We start from the raw sequence: 19328 nt of genomic DNA, 5'->3' as shown, positions 1-19328 counted from the left end.
TTACCAAATCTTTGCCTTAACATCTCCTTATCTCCACAAAATCAAAACAATTGTGGATACGAAGCTGATTGTAGGTTGCCTGAAACAGGGAGGCTTCACCTGATAGGGTTCACCCCATTGGGTGAAAAAGCTAGAAACCCTTTCTGTCAAAAGTCAAGGCATTTATAAGCGGTATATCTTAACTCAGTCATCAACTTAGAAAGCCATGAAAACTGAAAACTCAAGGAATTTAAACAAGAGCGACTCGAACCCGGTTCAAAAACCCGCTGTTCAATATGTAGTCAGCACTTCAATCGGAGTTTTACTCATTATCCTTCTAGCTGCAAGTGCTTATTACGGAATTTTCCGCTTTTAATTCATCTGCATCAGAGAGTGTGTCCATAACGCGGACACCCTCACAACAAAGGGTTTGGCTTTACCGAAAAACTGGCTGTTCTAAGGTGCGGCTAGTGAACCACCACTGAGCCCAGCATCGCGCAGTCGCATAGCGCCAATATTCCGGCTAAGTACTGCCAGTCCTGCCAGATGCGCCTGCAATCCTGCCGTGCTAGCACAACAATCCGTGAAGACGATAGGTTCAATCCCCATATCGAACAAGTCCATTGCGATTTTCAGGACACACATATCAGTATCAATGCCGACAATAAAGAGTTGTTCAATACGCTGCTGGCGAAGGTAGTCTGTCAACTCATCCGGCATACCGCACAGTCCCGACTTAGAAAAGACAAAGTCAGTTTGAGCAAAGGGTTTAAGTTCTGGGACAATTCCAGTTTCTGGCTCACTCTTGCAGCTGTGCCAATCGAGAAAGCGATCGTAGGGGCTACCTGGCGCGTTGACAAACCGAGTAAACAGGAGTGGTGAATAGCGATCGCGATCAATTAAATGGGCAACTCGTTGGGGGATATGATGTGTAAATGGGTTGATGAAACCGACTTGTACATCAACAATCAGTAAAGGTTCGGACATTTAAAGGCTCTGATGAAGCGGTGGATACAGTCAGACATTGATAGTTTCATCATCAAAGCTTTAAGCTATAACTTCTACCCATCTCAAGACATAATCTGTCTTAAAAGAGGGGAGTAGGGAGTAGGGAGTAGGGAATGGGGGAAGAGTCTTTCATTGAATGTTCGTGTGCGTTAGCGTTAGTTGCACTGGGCTATGCTACGCTAACCCCTGGTACTGAATAGGGGAGGGCATCCTGCCCTCCCCTCAAGAGGTAATTGGATATTTTTTGATTTGGAAGTTCCCAACGCTGACTCAGGAAACTAGGCGACCAATCAGTCTCAGTCTTATCCTAGTTTGGTCTCTCCTCAATCACGCGGTCAATCAGCCCATAGTCCTTAGCCTCTTGAGCGGACAGGAAAAAGTCACGATCCATGTCCTTCTCAATCTTCTCAAGGGTTTGACCTGTATTTTGCGCGTAAATTTGATTCAGTTGATGCCGGATGCGGATAATTTCTCTGGCTTCAATCTCAATATCGGTGGCTTGTCCGCGCGTACCCCCAGACGGTTGGTGGATCATAATCCGGGAGTGAGGCAATGCTAAGCGTTTGCCCTTCTTCCCAGCCGCCAGTAAGAAAGAACCCATAGACGCCGCCAGTCCGACACAAATGGTCACGACATCGGACTTAATATGCTGCATGGTGTCATAAATAGCCATGCCGGCGGTGACCATACCACCAGGGGAGTTGATATAGAGATAAATATCTTTGCTGTTGTCTTCCGAGTCCAGATAAAGCATCACAGCAATGATCTGATTGGCAATTTCATCATCAACCTCTTGCCCTAGAAAAATGATCCGTTCCCGGTAGAGACGATTGTAAATATCAACCCACTCTGTGTACTGAGATCCAGGCAGCTGATAGGGGACTTTGGGGATGCCAATAGGCATAATTCGCTCCGAATTAGAGAAAAGTATTAATTAAAAGGTTAAACGCCCTTGAAAGCAGCGGATCGAAAGAAGAAAAAGGTCTTAAGAAACGCCCGCCGCTATGGCAGGGGGAACCTCAGTGGTTTCCAGCACGCGGTCAATCAGACCATACTCTTTCGCCTGTTGGGGCGTCATGTAAAACAGTCGATCCATGTCCTTGGCAATCTTTTCCGGTGGCTGACCGGTGTTGCGAGATAGGATATCGAGCATCGTTGCCTTATTCGCCAACACTTCCTTAGCCCGAATTTGAATATCCGTCGCTTGACCGCGAGTATAACTCTTGGGCTGGTGCAGAACGATTGAGGCATTCGGTAAACTGGCTCGACAGCCTTTTGTCCCGGCTGACAGCAGCATCGCCGCCATGCCCATCGCTGAACCCAGGCAAATGGTATGAATGGGTGGCTTGATGTAGCTCATCGTGTCACAAATGGCAAAGGCTTCTGTTTCAAAGCCAATGGGTTCGCCATCGTAACGGGAGGTGCCGGTGGAATTGACGTAGATTTTAATCGGCTTGTCAGGGTCTTGGTACTGCAAAAACAGGAGTTCAGCTATGATTAATTGGGTTACTGCTGGCACCAAGGGCATACCCAGATAAACAATCCGCTCGTTCAGCAACAATGAAGGTAAGTCTGGCGGCGGTGTCCGGTAACTGGTATTACCGTAGTAGGGTGACTGAACAGCCTGGATGGGTAAGTTCATGGTGTTTTGGGCTGCAATAATGACGCTATCTTTAAACATAGTAACGTGCCAGTGAGCCAGCCTGTGGCAGTCCTTTGAGATACTTCTGCTGTTATTGCGGCACTTATCAGTTTCAGTAATTCCCAAGTGCGCTTATTGACCATCGCTATTGTGTAGTACTAGCGTATTGGCAGAAAGTTGCTATTAGTACGTTTTGCTTGCTCAGGAGCCTTATGACATGAAAGTTGGTTTGCACCCCGCTCTAAATGATGCCCATGTTGATGGCAATCAACCGAGTAGTCAGCGTCAGCTGTCGATCGCGATCGGTGCGATCGCATCTGGGCAAGTTCGCAATGTCCCGCTGAATTTGTGCCTGGTTCTCGACCACAGTGGTTCGATGAACGGACGCCCTCTGGAAACGGTGAAAAAGGCAGCCATTCAATTAATCGAGCGACTTAACCCAGGCGATCGCATTTCGATTGTGGCCTTCGATCACCGAGCGAAAGTTCTGGTCAAAAATCAGGCGATTGACGACATCGATAGTGTCATCAAACAAATCAAGCGACTTTCGGCAGATGGCGGTACAGCCATTGATGAAGGTCTAAAGCTAGGAATCGAAGAAGTCGCCAAGGGTAAACAAGAGAGCGTCTCTCAGGTATTTTTGCTCACCGATGGCGAGAACGAACATGGTGACAACAAACGCTGTTTGAAACTCGCCGAATTAGCGACCAGCTACACCATAACCTTGAATGCGTTGGGCTTTGGGGCAAACTGGAACCAAGATATCTTAGAAAAAATTGCGGATGCCGGAGGTGGCACTCTATCCTATATCGAACGCCCAGAACAAGCCGCTGATGAATTTTCCAGACTGTTTGAGCGTGCCCAATCGGTGCAGCTCACCAACGCCTATCTACTCTTCTCTTTAATGCCTAAGGTGCGGTTGGCGGAACTTAAACCCATTGCTCAGGTCGCTCCAGAGACGATTGAATTGCCCGTGCAACGAGAGGGCGACAAGTTTGTGGTGCGATTGGGAGATTTGATGACTGATGCTCAACGGGTCATTTTAGCGAACCTTTATCTGGGTCAACTGCCACAGGGGCGTCAAGCGATCGCCAATTTACAAGTCCGCTATGATGACCCGATGGTAGGGGAAGAAGCCTTACTCTCGGAAGTGGTGCCCATCGAGGCAGAGGTTCAGAGTGTGTATCAACCCGCTCTCAATCCTGAGGTGCAAAAGTCTATCCTGGCTTTGGCGAAGTATCGGCAGACTCAAATTGCTGAGGCGAAGTTGCAAGAGGGCGATCGCTCCGGTGCCGCAACGATGCTGCAAACGGCAGCCAAAACAGCTCTGCAAATGGGCGATCAAAGTGCGGCTACAGTGCTACAAACCAGCGCCACTCGCTTGCAAGCCGGGGAAGAGCTTTCGGAAGCCGATCGCAAGAAGACTCGGATTGTTTCTAAGACAATTTTGCAGGAGTAGAAAGAGTAGACCTCTTGCAACAATCAAAAATTTATCAGAAATGGGGGAAGGGTGTAAGAGGAAAAGGGAAAAGCCTCGTTCCCTTTTCCCTTTTTCCTTTTCCTTAAGTCTGCAAGAAGCCTAATACATCATGTTTGAGTCCTCATAAAATTTAAATTCCAATAAATTGTTGGATGGATCTTTCAAGAAAAAAGTCAGATGCTTTTCGATTTTTCCAGGAAACCTCACTGTAAGCTCTTGGAAAAATTCAATCTTTCGCTCCTTGGCTAATTCCAGCAAAGTTTCAAAATCTTCTTTTCGCTTGAAAGTTATACCGAAATGTCTGGGATACATCTGTGGTGAAGGGTCTACTTTGTCAGGATCGAGGTGACAAACTAACTGATCACCAAAAAAATTTAAGGTCACTCTATCTGCATATCGGCGAGCTAACTGGCAACCCAGCTTGTCCACATAAAACTCCTGAGTCTCATCAAGGTCTTTACAGGGTATAGCCAAGTGAAAAACATTTTCAGAATTTCTCATTGATTACTCCTTCAAAAAGATTCAACGTGTCTGAACGCAGACCCAATCTTAACGTTTCTAAACCAATAACATCATCAAAGGCAATATTGGCTAGATTGACATTTGAGCCAAATTGTTTAATAAAATAAACCTGTAATGACTTATTGGGAGCCTCAAAAACTAGGTTTTTAAAATTAATTCCAGAACTCGCTATTTTCTGGATTAAATCACACTTGATACTTCCATCTGCTGCGCAAATTCCACTCCGTCCACTTTCTCTAGCCTCTGTAATAACCTTCACAGCTCCAGCCTCCAAATCTTCACTAATAAATTCAATCCACTTTTCTGGAGCTAAACTTTGGGATTTTTCATTATCTTTATAACCCACCTCACTGAAAACATCAAATTCCCTGGAGAAGTCTGATATATATTTAGCTTTATCCCTGTTATTCAGGTTAATTGTGCCGTTTGATATTTCTACATATCGACAACGCCATTGCTTAAAATAATTATAAAGTGAATCCAGCTTGTTTTGTTGTAGTGCCTTTTCAAAAAGAGTCCCTCCGAAATAAAATTCTATGCCATTTGCAGCAAGGCATTCAATTTTCTTGCCAAGGTCTTTCGTGATTAAGGAGGTACACCAACCGAACTTTACTAAATCAATAAGTTCTCTATGACTACTAACAACATCTACGAAATGTTGTGTAGGAATTCCATTGTCTATCAATATGGACATTCCCTGTTGGCGAGGTTTAATTTCTCGGGCAGGAAGCTGCAAGAAATTGTTGGTGGTTCTCTCTAAAATTCTAGGCATTTTATTTAACCTCTTAGATTTCTTCAAGCTTTTGTCTGTTCTTTACAAGTCCGTCGATTCATTTAACGAGAGTATCGGCAAAAGAATAACATCATGACGGAGCAGCTATTGAGATAGAGATTTGAGTTCATCTTTAGATTGATAACCTATCAACAGCGATTCACCTTTCTTTTAAGCAAGCCAAATTGTGACTTTTTTCTGAAGTCGAAAAGTGATGAGACAGAGATAGTTTATTAATCACCTCATTATGTTGAGAAGCAGCCCAAACAGATGCAGTTAAAGCAATTTATAGTTACTCAAACCTTTGTCATCTCTATATTTGGAGATTACTGCTTTTTCCAGAATGACTTATTTGTCATTTCCCCATTTTCAAGAAATGAAAATGATACATTTTTTGTTGATGAGTTAGAAGATTGAATACCTCATTTTTATGAGGTATGCCTTTGAACGAATCGATGGGTTTCTGAGTTAATTATCCAACAAACCTTTAGTAACATGGCTGCAACATACATAACATTGAGACGCTTGAGCCTAGCCATAAGTTGCTGTTGTTTGTTTTTATTTTTACTCTTTTAAATCTTAGCAATAATTGGAACTAGATTTATACCTCTAAAGGAGTAGTCCCTGTAAAATTACTATTAATAATAAATTCAAGGAAGAATTTTATATGAAATCTTTAAATAACAAACTTTAGTTTTCATGTTATTAAAAATAAAGGCCATATTTATTGAAACTTTATTCAAAGCATGCAAGATGTATAGCGTTTCTCACTTCGCGATGGTACACTCTGAACTCTCTCAAAATCTTTTTTTTATTCTCTTTGTGAGGCTTTAATTTTTACTCCTATCCCAACTAAAAACCTTAACGGTAGCTGCTATATATAATTAAGAAGATTCAGTTTTAGGGCTACTGGCTATGGTAAAAATTACCCTTCTAGACGCCAATACTGACTAATTTAAATCAATAATTTAAATAGAAATATATTTTTCAAAAATATCTATGCTAGTAGAGACATTCTATGGTATGTGTAGCAGTTCTCATTTGCCTAGAATACAGTAAGGGCACGGCATTGCCGTGCCCCTACCAAAAATTTGTATTCCACTCGATTGATAACCGCTATATATATGTTACAAAAAGAGTGTGGGATAAAGGTTGCAGACTTGATTAAAAAGTGTTATTGCAAATTTGAGATGCACCCGATTTATGATCACCTGGAAGGCTTAGACACCTTGATAGATTGTCCAAGCTTGCCAAAACATGTAAGTTGATATTATTGCGAGGAAGATACGAAAGAGCCGAACTACTATAGACTCTGATAGTTTTGGTAAAAAGCGAGTGCTTACCTGAGCCCCTAGGAACCCTCCCGCTCCCAGAAGGAAACCTTGGATAAACAAAATATGTCCCTCCGACGCATGTCCTATACAGGCGGATACAGCAGTAGCCACAATAACGCCTAGACTAGTCTGAATGGCTACTTTGATTGGTTCTCCTAGGAGTAACATTTGTAGAGGTACCAAAACAGCGCCACCGCCCACACCTAATAAACCAGTCAATATACCTGTAAGAGAGCCAGCTCCAATTCTCGAAACTACTGAGTTAATTTTTGGCTCTTTAGACTTCTTTCCTTTGATAGCCAATCGCTTGCGAAGTTCTACTAAATAAATACTCGCGATTAGAAAAAGTCCAAATATGCTGAGTAGCAGATAGGACGGGATTCGATTTGCCAAATATACCCCTATTGGAGCAGTGATTAAAGCGGGAAGTCCTAAGTGAATGACTCGCTTATAGTCAAGGTAGCCCATCCGCCAATTTTGTAGGCTACCAGAAATTGAACTCATTACAATCACTAGGGTGCTAGTAGCTACAGCTTGAATGGGTGTATAGCCTAGTGAAACTAAAAGAGAAACTACGATGAAACCACCGCCAATTCCTAGTAGACCCGATAGAATTCCAGACAGAAATCCTCCACTTGCTAAAATTAGCAGACTTCCAGTAATCATAGATAGATTTCCCTTTGGTAGATGACAGGATAAAGGATGTTTTCCAAAAATTAGACAAAAAAACTAAGCCCAACTGCCTTCAGGTTGACTTACGTTTAGGCTCAGCAAATCTTACAGTCTAAATTTCCCTACGAATGATTTTTGCCCTTTCTTATTTGTAAACAAAGAAAATATCAGTGGCAATCTAAAATAATGAAGTTTTAATGAAGTGATGATAAATTTTCGATAAAACAGAGCTTATATTAGTTTCTTGCGGAAAAGCTGTAACCTTTTCCCGCTAACAGTTTCAGCGTTTTATTTTCCTCTCAATAATTGTTTTTTTAGCTTAAATTATTTTTAACGAGAGAATATTCATTGTGACAATAAAACGGTGGATAAGGCTCAAGAAATTGAGAGGCCGCATCATATTTGACAAAAAGAAAGATTTCCATTAGACTCATCTTGAAGCTAAAATATCTATAGTGAATTATTTTCAATCAACGAATATTGCTTTCCTTAAAAAGTGCAATCGCTAATTGATGCTACCCGGAAAAGTAGGCGCGTAAGGATTGAGGGCTGGCGTTATCGCTATTAAGGGATGAAAGGTGAGAGAACTCAAGCTAGGACTTGATAGCGGAATGCAAGTCGCGAAAGCTTTCTTCGTATCTTCTCAATTCAGTTAATGGGTTTTGGCAACAGGGACGGTTTTGCTTTCCCTTACCCTGAGCTAGCCATCAAGGCTGACCGGAAAAATTCTATCATCGACTGTTTCTGCGGCCTACATGTCTGCACTACACTGACTCAATCAACCGTCTCTTGCAATCGCTTCATTAGACTTCTTGCAGAAGTAAGCAAACTCAGATCTTGCACCTTTGTCAGTAAGCCTCCACACCCACCAAGAAATTAATTTCTTGGCTCATAGCTCAAGTCCATTGAAATGGGCTGAAACTCTTATCCAGTCGTCTTTAGACGACTTTAGCTATGACGCTGGGGTTTGAACCCCAAGCGGGCGATGCGACTGGTGCAAGACCCCCATGAGCTGGACGCTCACAAAAAACAATAAAAGACTCTTCCCCCATTCCCCACTCCCTACTCCCTTCTTTCAAGACAGATGTCAGCAAAAGGAAAAAGGAAACCAGGCTTTCCCCCTTTCCCTTTACCAAGAGCCATTACTGACCTTGCGCTTGGTCACTGCCAAGCATAGGTCTCGCTCAGCTAGGTTGTTGTCTGGTGGTGTTTCATACGAAGTTGCGTTGCTCCTACGGAGCCGCTTCGCTAACGTAGATACTACTTTCTTTTCCTTGTCCCTCTTGTCTTGCTTGTCTCCCCTATCTGCTACTATGAGCTGCAACTTGGTATCAGGGTGGTCAAAAAAGTACCATCATTGCTGTGCTTTGTCTGATAGGGAATGCAGTAACTTCAGAGCCTCATATCCGTCTCAGTCTAGCCACTAACTTACTTAGGGCAACTCGTAGCTCAAACCCTATTGCCCAAGTTTGATAGATGGTATGCTCTTCGGTTTCTCGCCATGTCTTATGTTGGGCAAACGCTCCATTAATTCCTGAATTCTTACATGTTATCCTTGCCTACTCTAAAAGCCCATTATTATTTGACCAAAATAAAGTTTTCTTATTTTATTTAATTGAAATTTATTATTTTTATAAAATTACTGAATAAGACTATTCTTTTAAAAAAATTCTGTTAATCTGGAACAGAGCCTCTAAATTTCACCCAAGGCACCTTTGAATTATACCCTAGATTACAGGCTGCTTTATTATTAATTTCGTTAACTGAAAGGTAGTTTTCAACAGAATATATCTTATTAATGAGTATAGCACCAGATTGTCTTTCAGGAATATACATGGCTTTTACTCAGATGAAGTAAGCTATATATCCGACAAAAAAATACTCCCGATTTTTAAGTCAGGAAAAAATATAATACTCAATTCCTACACAAGCTACAGAATTGAATTTTTATTTTGTATTGACCCGCAGAAAAAGTAATTACCATGACCACTAAAATGGCCGCTAATTTCCTAGAGAGACATAGATTCAAACAATCCAAGAAGGCTCAAATTTTTGGAACTTTTCAGGAGATTCAGTTTAGCGGCAAACTGATATGGATCGCTCCGAGTGGTGAAAAAAAATGGACTTTTTATTTCTGCAATGGGCGCATTATGTATGCGACAGGAGGTACTCATTCAGTCCGGCGTTGGGTAAGAAACTTAGCCACTTATTGTCCTCAAATTCAGGTTGTTGATGTTACAGAGCTGCAATATGATTTGTATAAAATAGAGTCAGATCCCTTTATAAATAGCTGGGAATATCAGCTATTTAGCTTGTGGATAAGTCAGCAAAAAATCAGCGAAGAGCAAGTTGAAAAGTTAATCCAATCTGTTGTAGAGGAGGTACTTTTTGATTTATCACAAGACGAAGGGTTGACCCATCAAATCAAGGAATATCCCTCTATATCGAAACCCGTTGCATTGATTGATGAAAAACAAGCGATCGCAGAAGTTCAGCAGCTTTGGCAAGGTTTGTGGGATGCTAAGTTCACGGGCTATTCTCTCAACACAGCACCGATAATTAAGCAACCACATAAATTGCAAAAATACACATCAGTAAAGAGTTACAAAGCTTTAACTCAACTTCTAGATGGTGAAAATACTCTACGCGATCTCGCTGTTAAAATGAAGCGGGATGTCGTACAAGTGACTCGCTTACTGCTACCCTACATTAAATCCGGGTTAGTGGAACTAATTAACATCCCCGATTTATCTGCTCCTGTTAGTCGTAATGTTCCCGATCTACCCTCCAAGCAAGCCAATCCTACCAAACCCCTCATTGCCTGTGTAGATGACAGTACAGCAGTTTGTCAAACCCTAGAAAAGCTTCTAACAGCAGCAGGCTATCGATTTTTGGGTATTAATGATGGTCTACGAGCCCTAACAAGCCTTTTAACCTCTAAGCCTGATGTGATTTTTTTAGATTTAATGATGCCAAACACCAACGGGTATGAAATCTGTAGCCAATTGCGCAAGGCTCCCTCTTTTCGGAATACTCCCATTATCATCTTGACGGGCAATGATGGAATCGTTGATCAAGTCCGAGCGCGGCTTTTTGGGGCGACAGCTTTCTTGAGTAAACCTGTAGATGCTGGGAAAGTATTAAGCACAATTTCCCTGCATTTATCGCAGAATGTGATTAACTCTCAAGAAAGTTAAATTTGGAGGGTTTAAGGCTATAGCCATTTACACGGCATATGTTAGCGTAGATAAGTGAGCTATTGGCATCTTACATCTACCAATAAACAATTTTTTAATAATTCTTTTCTGTTGTTTCGCACTCCTATCAATCCTATGAGTACTGCCCTAATCGTTGAAGATTGCTTGAGTGATCAAGAACTCCTCTCTGGTTGTCTAATGCAAGGAGGTCTTAATGTGTTGAAAGCTATCAATGCAGAAGACGCTGTGGCCAAAATTAATCGTCACAAACCGGATGTAATCATCTTAGACGTGGTACTACCTGATCGCAGTGGATTTGAACTCTGTCGCGAACTTAAAGCCCAAGCAGAAACCAGCAAAATTCCTATTGTGATCTGCTCTACTAAAGGAGGCAAGCTCAATCAAAGGTGGGGTCTGAAACATGGAGCAGATGCCTACCTTGTCAAGCCTATCGACCAAACCGAACTCGTGGACACCGTTAAAAATCTGCTCAGAAGCTAAGCCTGAACGAAAATCCATGTCCAATTCTTTATCGGTTCCAAATCCCTTATTACCACTACCGAATTCAGAGTCTTCAAGTGAAAGAGAACCGTTTTTGCGGTTTCATTTAGAGCCTGATACAACGGCACTCTTATCACTTCCACAATTGGCTGAGGTATTCAATATTCCCATCAGTCAAATTGTACCAATTCCTCACATGCCTGCTTGGATCAGGGGAGTCTACAACTGGCGAGGCGAAATTCTATGGATTGCGGATTTGGGGCACTTAGTTGGACTCACTCCCAGTTACCAACAGCGCCATAGTACTTTAACGTATACAACGGTTGTATTGCACTCTCTTCCTAACAACGTAACGTCTACCACGGTGAAGCAGCAGCTACTCGGTGTCATCGTAAATCGCTTGGAAGATATTGAGTGGTGCGATTTAGGGCAAATTCAGTCCCCACCACCCTCCACGGTTCACCAAGGTCTGTTGCCATTTTTGCGCGGTTACTGGTGGAAAGCAGACGACGATGTATTAGCCGTTCTCGATGGTGAAGCGATTATGGCTGCAATGCCTAAGCCAGATGTTTGAATAGGGCTCACTGGGCATTGAACACCCCAAAACCATCAAAAGTGACCCCTGATCAGTTTTCTAATCCTATGCACTTGCTCACTGCGTTGCGATCGCAACGCGACTCTTGAGGAAGTCACAGTTCCCCACCTCTAGGGGTTATGGTTTGCAGTTGGGGTAAAAATCTCCATCAGTTTTCTGGGTCACTCATTGAATCCCTCGCCCCATCTTCGCATCTCCCTATCTCCCTTTCCGCCCAAATCGGCAAATTCAAAGCCCAACAGCTTAGGAGTATAGCCATGCTTTCTACCACGTTTGATGTTAACTTCAACGAACTCAACACTCTCCTTTGTCTCCCTGGTATTTGGGCTGACTTGCAACCACCAGCTACCTAATTCCAATAAAGAGTTTCTTTTATGACTCAGATTCCTCCCCGAAATTCCTTTGAGAAGACTACCCATGAAGGGCATTTAACCTCTAACGGTTTTCCAATTGGGGGTCAAATTCCTGCTATTGAGGAATCCCCCTCTTTTTCTACGCTGCTGCCCTCCCAAACAAGTGAGCCTAGTGAAAAGACTCGATCCCTTCCTCTACAAAAGCGGCAAAACCCTTGGTGGCGCTTGCGTAGTCTGAACTTTACAAGTCTGCGAACCAAAACAACAATACTGGCACTCGCCATCGGCACGATTCCAGTAATGTTAGTCGGAACAACCGCCTATTTCACGGCAGGTCGAGGGATTGAGGAGCAAATTGTTCAAAGTGAAACAAGCAATGCTGAAGGCTTAGAAGACAAGTTAAATCTCTTCATCAAAGAGCGCTTCAGTGACATCATCACACTGTCTCAGCTCGATGCCTTCACTAATCCCAAGGTGCGAGATGCGCTCACGACTGAGGAAAAAAATGCTATCCTCAAGGATTTGATGGAGTCTTCCAAAGTCTACAACAGTATTGTTGTATATAACCCTAAAGCCGACGAACTGATCGCCAGTGGGGGTGGAAAAATTGACCTACAGCAAATCCTTAAAGCAGATTATACTCAGGCGGCACAGGAAACAGACCGTCCTGCGATCGTTGACCCTCGCCCGAACACCGCCACTGGCGAGTTTAGTTTTTTCGTTGCTGCTCCCGTCAAAAGTAAAGCCACTAGCAAAACAATCGCCTTCGTCCGTATCCGCACCTCGATGGGCCTGATTAACAACTTATTTAAGGTCAATGCAAAGCGGGGTCAAGAATTTTATGTGACGGATTCTAAAGGGCAAATTACTGCATCAAGTAACCCACAAGCCCTTCAGAAAAAGCTAGCAGACCTATTCCCCAATGTGTCTTCCCAAATCCAGAAAGCAGGTAAGCAAAGGCTGACAACGATCGCTACCGAGAAGGGAAAGGAACAAATTTTCACTTACGTTCCCAATAAAGAACTTGCCAATGGGTATGGCTTGAACTGGGGTTTAGTTGTTGCCCGCCCGACAGATATCGCTTTTGCCCCCCAGAAACATTTGCTCCTAACGTTGATTGTAGGGACTGGCTTTTTCGCTCTGGTGGTGGCAGCGATCGCTATTTATGTCGCGAACCGAGCCACAAAGCCAATTGTGAGTGCGACAGACGCGGTGATCAAAATTGGTCAGGGAGAACTAGATACTTACTTGGAAGTACAGGGAAGTGATGAACTGGCCCTGTTGGGAGATACGATCAATAACATGGCAGGTCAGCTCAAAGGGCTCTTGGGGGAAAAAGAACAGGCCGCCGAAGAGCAGCGCCAGCTCACGATAATGTTGCAAAATCGGGTGTTGGAACTTCTGGAAGAAGTCGAACCGATTAATGATGGAGACCTCACAATCCGAGCGACAGTGACAGCCGATGACATTGGGACGATCGCAGACTCCTACAATTTCATGGTAGCTAACTTGCGCGAAATTGTTACCAAAGTGCAAGCCGCAGCTAGCAATGTAGCCGAAACCACCAGCAACAATGAACTGTCTGTCCAAACGCTCTCACAAGAAGCCTTACGTCAAGCCGAGGATATTACAGTAGCACTCACACAGGTGCAAGAGATGGCTCAATCGTCTCGACATGTGGCACTTAGTGCGGAAAAGGCCGCCCAAGTGGTACGCCGAGCCAGTCAAACAGTGGAAGAAGGCGATGCGGCAATCAACCGAACTGTGGAAGGAATCGTGGCGATTAGAGAAACCGTTTCACAAACACGCCAAAAAGTCAAGTATCTTGGAGAATCTTCGCAAAAGATTTCTACTGTTGTTAACTTAATTAGTGAATTTGCCTCTCAGACCAAGATGCTGGCTTTCAATGCTTCCATTGAGGCGACGCGTGCTGGGGAACAAGGGCGAGGTTTTGCGATCGTTGCAGATGAGGTGCGAACGCTGGCGCAGCAATCGGCAGAAGCCAGTAGAGAAATTGAAAAGCTGATTGCAGCAATCCAGGGAGAAACCAATGAGGTAATTGCCGCGATGGAAGCGGGTACCGAGCAGGTAGTGATGGGAACCAAACTGGTAGACGAAACTCGTCTAAGTCTCAACAAGATTACGGTCGCGTCTGCTGAAGTCAGCCAATTGGTAGAAGAAATCGCTCAAGCTGCGATTCAGCAATCAGGAGTCTCTGAAACAGTTACCCAAACCATAACGCAGGTCGCCCAGATTGCCGAACAAACTTCAAAAGAAGCCACTGTTGTATCGTCTTCATTTGAACAACTCCAACGAGTTGCCCAGGCTCTGCAAGAGGATGTTGCTCAATTCAAAGTCAGCTAATGAGTTGCAGGTTGTAGGGCAACAGGTTGCAGGTTAGCAGATTGCAGGTTAACAGGTTAGCAGGTTATATCTTCAACTTTCAACCTTCAACCTTTCAACTTTCAACCTTCAACCTTTCAACTTTCAACCTTCAACCTTTCAACCTTCTAACCTTCAACTCTTGAAATGGCAGTCAACCCTGATATTCGCGACCACGCTTATAATTTTTTCATCGAAGAAGTTCCTGAGTTTTTGCAGGTGATCGAAACTGAGCTACTGACCCTCAGGCAAGAGCGCAGCAATAGCAAAATCCACAGTTTAATGCGAACTTCTCATTCCCTTAAAGGGGGAGCTGCTGGTGTAGGGCTAGAGGCGATCGCGACCTTGGCTCACCGCTTGGAAAATATCTTCAAGGCTCTTTACAGCGACACTATCGAGATTGATACTGGCCTGGAAAGTCAACTGCTCTCGGCTTACGATTGCCTGCGCTTGCCCCTGATTCAGCAGATGGCATCCGGTCAATTTGACGCCGAGCAAGCCTTTGCGGCAGCCGAACCCATTTTCGCCCAGCTGGAAGAACGATTGGAAGACGCCTTCGCCCAGATGGAAAACTTCGACATCCCCACCTCAGCGCAATTGGGGGTTGATATGACAATGTCGATCTTTGAAGTCGATGTCGGGCATGGGCTTGAGCAACTCGCCGCTGTTGTTGCTGACCCTCAATCTTACCAAGTGGCGGGAGAATTACGTAAACAAGCAGAGGTGTTTGTCGAGCTTGCTGAAATCCTCAATAAGCCAGGATTAGGGATTATTGCTGAAGCCGCTCTCACGGCGCTTAATGTCCATCCGGAACAGGCACTAAAAATTACACAACTGGCTCTGGCTGATTTTCAAACCTACCGAGAAGCCGTGCTAGCTGGGAATGCTACTCCAGACGGAAACCTCTCGGCGGCTCTATGGGAACTGGCTCAGGCTGACTTTGCAGGGGTTCCTCGTGAGCAAGAGCTTCTTAGGCAAAACTGGAATGAGGATGTTTTACACCCCATTAATCAGCAAGAAGAGTTCGGAGTTGATGACTCACTCGTTGAGTCGGATTCACTTGAAGAAGCGATCGCAGAGTTAGAGCATTTCGCGTTTTCTCCTGAGGATAGTGATGATAACCTAGCCGAGGCTGATCAACCCCTGTTGCCTATCCTCCTGGATGGAGAATTGGCTGATGAGGAGATAGGAGTCAGTGAAAGCGAGGTAGAAGAACTAGCTTCGTGGGAGGAACTTTTGCTCGACGCGGCGGCAAGTGTCGAATCAGACACATCTGCGTCCAACTCCCTGATTCGGCTTACCTCTACACTCAAGGAACTTCAACACCAACAGCAAACAAAAGCCACAGCGACAAATACAGCAGAAACCATAGTAGATGTAACGGCTCAAGCGATTGAAACGTCATCTATCGAAAATATAACCAACCTGCCCCCCCAGTTATTACCAGAGACAAAGCCACTCCAGCCAAGCTCAACCCCAATTCATCAGGACAACATACCCGTCACACCAGCAGTTACAGTACGGGTTGATGCCGATCGCCTGGAACGGATGAATAATCTAGTGAGTGAGTCTGCCATCCGCCGCAGTGGTCTTTCCTTGGAGAATCGTCAACTCCAGAGTTCGGTGCAAGAACTGCTGAATCGAGCCGATGCGATCGAACACATCGTCGAACAATTGCGGAAGGTATCCGACCAAACACTAGTTCCTGACCGAAGCTATAGCTACCAAACAGTGCCAGATTCAGTCGGTCAACTCCGAGAATTGGCCACAACTCAGGCTGAGTTTGACGCTTTGGAAATGGACAGCTATGGAACCTTACACTCATTACTGCAACGGTTTCTAGAAGACATGGTTCAGTTGAAAGAATCCGTGGCTGATATTGGTCTATTTGCGAAGCAATCTGACCGAACTCTAGACCAACTGCGTAAAATGCTCACCAACCTACAGGATGAGTTCGTTTGGGCTCGCATGTTACCTCTGGGCGAAGTACTCAACCGTTTTCCACGAATTTTGCGCGATTTATCAATCACCTATCACAAACCCGCCAGTTTGAAATTACGGGGTACAGAGGTACTCGTTGACAAAGCCGTCCTCGAAAAAATCTACGATCCCTTGTTACATTTGCTGCGAAATGCCTTTGACCACGGGATCGAACTTCCAGAACTGAGGCGTCAGCAAGGGAAGTCCGACCAAGGCGAAATTGAAATCAAAGCCTACCACCAAGGGGGGCAAACCATTATTGAAGTCACAGATGATGGTCAAGGTCTGAATCTAGAAGCGATTGGTCGTCGAGCCTTGGAAAGGGGATTTATTTCACCCGAACAACTGTTGAATGTGTCCGAAAATCAGCTGTGTGATTTAATTTTTCTGCCAGGATTTTCCACAGCCAAACAGGTGAACGAACTCTCAGGACGGGGGGTTGGTTTAGACGTGGTGCGATCGCAACTGCAACTCCTCAAGGGCACGATCTCGATGACCTCAAAACCGGGAGTTGGCACCACCTTTACCATTCGCCTACCGCTAACGCTGACGAGTGCTAAATTAATTGTGGGCTTGGTGGGTTCCAAGGCGTTGGCATTCCCATCTGACAGCATTGAAGAAATCGTCCTACCCAAACCTAACCAGATTCAACGAAACCAATCTCAGCGCTTTTTGCCGTGGCGGGGACAATTTGTCCCCATTTATCGAGCCGCCGACCTCTTGGATTATGCCTATCCGGTACCAGAAACGCCTCTGGGTCAAGCATTGGTCATAGAATCGTCTTCAACTGATTTAATACCGCCGTTGCTAGTGTTCAATCGGGGGCAACAGGTGTTTGCCCTAGAAGTTGATCATTTGGTTACGGAACAAAAACTGGTGATCAAACCGTTTGGAGGGGTGGTTGCTCCCCCCAGTTATACCTACGGCTGTACAATCTTAGGGGATGGCAGCTTGATTCCCGTAATTGATGCTGTGACCTTAGTAGAGCAATCGTTGGGTCAAGAGTTCCAGGCAACTGCGATCACTTCTGAAACTGGGCAAAGTGCGATCGCTACTCTATCAGAGTCAGAGCAAAGCCTCGAATTCGACCGTGATCGCACCATCGCCGCTCATACCCATTCATCAGTTAGCCACACCTTAGCCTCGCTCAACTGGGCAACAAGTCCTACAGTTTTGGTTGTCGATGATGCGGCGTCTCTACGGAAAACCTTGGCAATGAGCTTGGAAAGAGCAGGTTACCGCGTCTTGCAAGCTGGGGATGGTTGGGAAGCTCTCAAACAGTTGCAGTCCAATGCCGAAGTGAATCTAGTCATTAGTGACATTGAAATGCCGAATCTGAACGGCTTTGACTTTTTAACTCATCGTCGCCAAGACCCTCAACTTCAGCAAGTTCCAGTGGTAATGCTCACCTCCCGCAACAACGACAAGCACCGACGATTGGCAATGCACTTAGGAGCGACAGCTTACTTTACCAAGCCCTACATTGAACAAAGCTTTTTAAACGCTATCAAAGATCTTCTCAACTAAGCATCTAGGAGAGAGATTTCCCGCCCTTAAGCCAGAACCGATGCCAATTAGAGGCACCGGCTCAATCGTTTGATACGAACAAAACCACTCCTCGCCTTAAGCCGCAACCGATGCTTGGGGTCGAGCAAAAATCATCCGCCCTGCTGAAGTCTGCAACGCGGATGTCACAATCACCCGCAGTTCACCACCAAGGTGGCTAACCCCTTCCTCCACAACAACCATTGTGCCATCGTCGAGATAGCCCACGCCCTGCGACGGTTCTTTGCCCTCCTTGAGAATTTTCAACTCAATGCTGTCGCCTGGTAGATAGATGGGGCGCACGGCTTGAGCAAGATCATTCACGTTGAGCACAGGCACCTTTTGTAAATTGGCCACTTTACTCAGGTTGTAGTCATTCGTTACAAGCGTGCCATTGATTTCCTGAGCGAAACGCACCAATTTAGCATCTACGGTGTTAACGTCTTCGTAATCAGCCGGGTGAATCACCAAGCGGTCTGGGTAAGCTTGTTGCATCCGATTCAGAATTTCTAAGCCACGGCGTCCCCGGATACGCTTTTGATCGTTGGCGGCATCAGCCAGTTGCTGCAACTCCTGCAAGACGAACTGTGACACCAGAATTTGACCTTCGACAAAACCTGTATTCAGCAGTTCTTCGATGCGACCATCAATAATGCAGCTAGTGTCTAAAACTTTGCTAGATGCAGGTTTAAGTGTGCCTTCTGCCACCAAAATGCTTTCTATGCTGTTGGGGTTAATCAACCGTAAAAACGTGCGACCGTGGGTATCCGCCAGACTAATACCTAAAAAGGCAAACATGACACTGCCCAAAATCCCAGCTAGGGGCTTAATAAAGCCAAAATCTAACGGAAGCGGTATCAAGAAGATCGGTGCCAGCATCAAGTTAGCGATCAGCAGTCCCAGCACTAGACCAACTGCCCTGGTCAAAAGCACCTCTATAGGCATTTTGCGCACTTGTGCTTGGAAGCGACGGTAGGTAACCTGCACCATCAAGCCAACCGCAAATCCAATGATGGCACCAAAGACAGCCGTGACCAAGCGTAAAGCTTCTAGGTTAGAAGCCTGATCCTGTACGGATTGGGGCAGCAGTTCAACGCTATCGAACCCTAGCCCTGCGGCTGCTAGGATGAATAAAAGTATGATAACAAAATCAAGCATCGTTCCAATCCAAGTAATTTGGTTGATATTCCATAAGGAATTTAATAGACAAAAGAATGATATAAGAGCAATCAGATTCATTATATCTTTCAGCTCATTTTGTTTTCGTGAGTCGAGCGGCTTAACTAAACTGCCATGTCCCTGTATAACGAGCAACAATATTTGACATATAGATTTCTTACTCCCAAGTAGAAATCTACCTCAAGGG

The 19328-nt window shown here is 44.7% G+C and carries 14 protein-coding genes; 7 read left to right on the top strand and 7 right to left on the bottom strand.

The window, feature by feature from the left end; all coding sequences use genetic code 11:
* Positions 1 to 435: 435 nt before the first annotated feature.
* The 3 genes from V6C93_RS24190 to V6C93_RS24180 all read right to left on the bottom strand — a co-directional run bounded on the left by V6C93_RS24190 (position 436) and on the right by V6C93_RS24180 (position 2629).
* Positions 436 to 966 carry an isochorismatase family cysteine hydrolase gene (locus V6C93_RS24190; protein WP_333479230.1) on the bottom strand — a complete coding sequence of 177 codons (531 nt, stop codon included), beginning with the start codon at positions 964 to 966 and terminating at the stop codon, positions 436 to 438.
* A gap of 328 nt (positions 967 to 1294) precedes the next feature.
* The gene (locus tag V6C93_RS24185; protein ID WP_333479229.1) at positions 1295 to 1891 is read right to left on the bottom strand and encodes an ATP-dependent Clp protease proteolytic subunit; all 597 of its coding nucleotides are present in this window, start codon (positions 1889 to 1891) and stop codon (positions 1295 to 1297) included.
* Positions 1892 to 1972: 81 nt separating this feature from the next.
* Entirely contained in the window at positions 1973 to 2629 is a 657-nt protein-coding gene (locus V6C93_RS24180) for an ATP-dependent Clp protease proteolytic subunit (protein ID WP_349262829.1), read from the bottom strand.
* Between the two features lie 217 nt (positions 2630 to 2846).
* Between V6C93_RS24180 and V6C93_RS24175 the strand changes: the two genes are divergently transcribed.
* On the top strand, positions 2847 to 4088 hold the full coding sequence (locus V6C93_RS24175) for a VWA domain-containing protein (RefSeq protein ID WP_333479227.1): 1242 nt from the start codon (positions 2847 to 2849) through the stop codon (positions 4086 to 4088).
* 120 nt (positions 4089 to 4208) lie between these two features.
* Here the strand turns inward: V6C93_RS24175 and V6C93_RS24170 are convergent, their stop codons facing one another.
* The 3 genes from V6C93_RS24170 to V6C93_RS24160 all read right to left on the bottom strand — a co-directional run bounded on the left by V6C93_RS24170 (position 4209) and on the right by V6C93_RS24160 (position 7403).
* Entirely contained in the window at positions 4209 to 4610 is a 402-nt protein-coding gene (locus V6C93_RS24170; RefSeq protein ID WP_333479226.1) for a VOC family protein, read from the bottom strand.
* Positions 4597 to 5403: a phosphosulfolactate synthase gene (locus V6C93_RS24165; RefSeq protein ID WP_333479225.1), complete on the bottom strand. Its 807-nt coding sequence runs from the start codon at positions 5401 to 5403 to the stop codon at positions 4597 to 4599. Before V6C93_RS24165 ends, V6C93_RS24170 begins: the two co-directional genes overlap by 14 nt.
* Positions 5404 to 6623: 1220 nt before the next feature.
* Positions 6624 to 7403 carry a sulfite exporter TauE/SafE family protein gene (locus V6C93_RS24160; RefSeq protein ID WP_333479224.1) on the bottom strand — a complete coding sequence of 260 codons (780 nt, stop codon included), beginning with the start codon at positions 7401 to 7403 and terminating at the stop codon, positions 6624 to 6626.
* A gap of 1988 nt (positions 7404 to 9391) precedes the next feature.
* On the opposite strand from V6C93_RS24160, the gene V6C93_RS24155 reads away from it, so the two are divergent.
* The 6 genes from V6C93_RS24155 to V6C93_RS24130 all read left to right on the top strand — a co-directional run bounded on the left by V6C93_RS24155 (position 9392) and on the right by V6C93_RS24130 (position 17944).
* Positions 9392 to 10606, top strand: a complete 1215-nt coding sequence (locus V6C93_RS24155) for a response regulator (protein ID WP_333479223.1) — start codon at positions 9392 to 9394, stop codon at positions 10604 to 10606.
* Positions 10607 to 10741: 135 nt separating this feature from the next.
* On the top strand, positions 10742 to 11107 hold the full coding sequence (locus V6C93_RS24150) for a response regulator transcription factor (protein ID WP_333479222.1): 366 nt from the start codon (positions 10742 to 10744) through the stop codon (positions 11105 to 11107).
* A 16-nt stretch (positions 11108 to 11123) separates the two neighbouring features.
* Positions 11124 to 11681 (top strand): chemotaxis protein CheW, encoded by a 558-nt coding sequence (locus tag V6C93_RS24145; RefSeq protein ID WP_333479221.1) that lies wholly within the window; start codon positions 11124 to 11126, stop codon positions 11679 to 11681.
* 140 nt (positions 11682 to 11821) lie between these two features.
* Complete coding sequence (locus tag V6C93_RS24140; RefSeq protein WP_333479220.1) at positions 11822 to 12055, top strand: hypothetical protein; 234 nt, start codon at positions 11822 to 11824, stop codon at positions 12053 to 12055.
* Positions 12056 to 12076: 21 nt separating this feature from the next.
* On the top strand, positions 12077 to 14419 hold the full coding sequence (locus V6C93_RS24135) for a methyl-accepting chemotaxis protein (protein WP_333479219.1): 2343 nt from the start codon (positions 12077 to 12079) through the stop codon (positions 14417 to 14419).
* A gap of 165 nt (positions 14420 to 14584) precedes the next feature.
* Positions 14585 to 17944 (top strand): hybrid sensor histidine kinase/response regulator, encoded by a 3360-nt coding sequence (locus V6C93_RS24130; protein ID WP_333479218.1) that lies wholly within the window; start codon positions 14585 to 14587, stop codon positions 17942 to 17944.
* A 96-nt stretch (positions 17945 to 18040) separates the two neighbouring features.
* On the opposite strand, the gene V6C93_RS24125 is transcribed toward V6C93_RS24130, so the two are convergent.
* A complete protein-coding gene (locus tag V6C93_RS24125) occupies positions 18041 to 19120 on the bottom strand; it encodes a PIN/TRAM domain-containing protein (RefSeq protein ID WP_333479217.1) in 1080 nt (359 codons plus the stop codon).
* Positions 19121 to 19328 lie beyond the last annotated feature (208 nt).

This window comes from Allocoleopsis sp., from assembly GCF_036703385.1.
Lineage (GTDB): Bacteria > Cyanobacteriota > Cyanobacteriia > Cyanobacteriales > Coleofasciculaceae > Allocoleopsis.
This window is presented reverse-complemented; position numbering and strand designations above follow the sequence as displayed.

Bases quoted from the DNA above. Each gene is read 5' to 3' on its own strand.
- V6C93_RS24190 (WP_333479230.1), bottom strand. From the start codon at position 966: ATGTCCGAACCTTTACTGATTGTTGATGTACAAGTCGGTTTCATCAAC.
- V6C93_RS24185 (WP_333479229.1), bottom strand. From the start codon at position 1,891: ATGCCTATTGGCATCCCCAAAGTCCCCTATCAGCTGCCTGGATCTCAG.
- V6C93_RS24180 (WP_349262829.1), bottom strand. From the start codon at position 2,629: ATGAACTTACCCATCCAGGCTGTTCAGTCACCCTACTACGGTAATACC.
- V6C93_RS24175 (WP_333479227.1), top strand. From the start codon at position 2,847: ATGAAAGTTGGTTTGCACCCCGCTCTAAATGATGCCCATGTTGATGGC.
- V6C93_RS24170 (WP_333479226.1), bottom strand. From the start codon at position 4,610: ATGAGAAATTCTGAAAATGTTTTTCACTTGGCTATACCCTGTAAAGAC.
- V6C93_RS24165 (WP_333479225.1), bottom strand. From the start codon at position 5,403: ATGCCTAGAATTTTAGAGAGAACCACCAACAATTTCTTGCAGCTTCCT.
- V6C93_RS24160 (WP_333479224.1), bottom strand. From the start codon at position 7,403: ATGATTACTGGAAGTCTGCTAATTTTAGCAAGTGGAGGATTTCTGTCT.
- V6C93_RS24155 (WP_333479223.1), top strand. From the start codon at position 9,392: ATGACCACTAAAATGGCCGCTAATTTCCTAGAGAGACATAGATTCAAA.
- V6C93_RS24150 (WP_333479222.1), top strand. From the start codon at position 10,742: ATGAGTACTGCCCTAATCGTTGAAGATTGCTTGAGTGATCAAGAACTC.
- V6C93_RS24145 (WP_333479221.1), top strand. From the start codon at position 11,124: ATGTCCAATTCTTTATCGGTTCCAAATCCCTTATTACCACTACCGAAT.
- V6C93_RS24140 (WP_333479220.1), top strand. From the start codon at position 11,822: ATGGTTTGCAGTTGGGGTAAAAATCTCCATCAGTTTTCTGGGTCACTC.
- V6C93_RS24135 (WP_333479219.1), top strand. From the start codon at position 12,077: ATGACTCAGATTCCTCCCCGAAATTCCTTTGAGAAGACTACCCATGAA.
- V6C93_RS24130 (WP_333479218.1), top strand. From the start codon at position 14,585: ATGGCAGTCAACCCTGATATTCGCGACCACGCTTATAATTTTTTCATC.
- V6C93_RS24125 (WP_333479217.1), bottom strand. From the start codon at position 19,120: ATGCTTGATTTTGTTATCATACTTTTATTCATCCTAGCAGCCGCAGGG.